This is a genomic window from Microbacterium sp. Bi128, assembly GCF_918698205.1.
The window spans coordinates 1-1,404 of record NZ_CAKKMM010001327.1 but is presented as its reverse complement, the minus strand read 5'-3'; the positions used below and the strand labels follow the sequence as shown (position 1 = coordinate 1,404).

The 1,404-nt window shown below is 69.9% G+C and carries 1 protein-coding gene; it reads left to right on the top strand.

Annotation, left to right across the window (positions count from 1 at the left end):
* Positions 1-61: 61 nt before the first annotated feature.
* The coding region (locus LQV45_RS32455; RefSeq protein WP_230011683.1) for a class I adenylate-forming enzyme family protein at positions 62-1,404 on the top strand (1,343 nt) is incomplete at its 3' end.

Genomic DNA, 1,404 nt, shown 5'->3' with positions numbered 1-1,404 from the left:
CGTGGAGTCACAATATCCCGCACACGCAGCCGCGGCGCCCGGCAACGCTAAAGTTGGTTCGATGCCTTTTCTCGACAGACTCCAGCGCTGGGCCGATGACCGTCCCGACGAGACAGCCGTCGTCGTGTCCGGAGAGCACCTCAGCTGGTCTGCCCTGCGGGACAACGCGGCGGCCCTGGTGCCCTCGGCGCCGGCCATCACTGTGCTGTCAGAACAAAATTCAACCCACTTCGCCATAGCGTTCGCCGCGGCCGTGGCTGGTGAGCGGCAGTGCGCCGTGTTGGACCCGGCCTGGCCCCAGCAACTCCAGGACGGCATCACCGCCCGCATCGCCGGGTCGGAAACGGGTCCGGCGCGTGCAGTTCCCGGGCCGGACCCGTTCTTGGTCGACGGGCCGCCGGAGACCTCGTTCCTGGTCGGCCTGACGTCCGGCACGACCTCGGTGCCCAAGGCGTTCACCCGCTCGCGGCGGTCCTGGCAGGAATCCTTCGAGGCCTCCATCGAATTCTTCGCACTGACGCAGGACGACAAGTCCCTGGCTCCCGGGCCGCTCGCGGCAAGCCTGAACCTCTACGCCCTCGCCGAATGCCTGTATGCCGGCGCCGAGTTCCACAGCCTGGACCACTTCGACGTCGGTGCCGCCCACGCGGCCGTCAGCCACGACGGCATCACCCGCCTGGTCCTGGTGCCCACCATGCTCCGGCTGCTCAGCGAGCGGGGCCTTACCGGCGGTGTCGATGCCTCCGGCATTCGCAGCATCATCTGCGCCGGTTCCAAGCTGGACGCCCGGACGCTGGAGGCGGCCCGGCGCTGGGCCCCCAACGCGACCATTTTCGAGTACTACGGCGCCTCCGAGCTCAGCTTCGTCTCGGGCGCCGGGTTGCGCCCGGGCGAGCCCGTCGAGCCGGGCGGGACCGGCATCGGGAAGCCCTTTCCCGGCGTCGAAATCCGCATCCTCGGCGACGACGGCGCCGAACTCCCGGACGGCAGCGACGGCAACATCTGCGTCCGCAGCGGCATGGTCAGCAACGGCTACCTGTGGGGTGACGACGGCCAGGCGCTGCGCTGTTTCGACTGCTGGTACACCGTGGGTGACCAGGGCTACCTCTCCGACGGGACCCTGCACATGCTGGGCCGCCGCTCCGACATGATCATCACCGCCGGCACCAACGTCTACCCGCATGAGGTCGAGATGGCGCTGGCCTCCGTCCCGGGCGTCGCGGCGGCCGTGGCGGCCGGCATGCTTGACGATCTTCGCGGCCAGCGCGTCGTGGCCGGCGTCGTGCCCTCGCACGGGGCGGTCACCGCCACCCAGCTGCGGTCCGGGATCGACGATGTGCTGGCCCGGAACAAGCGCCCCCTGGAGTACTTCGTGCTGACTGCGCTGCCCCTGACGGACCGCGG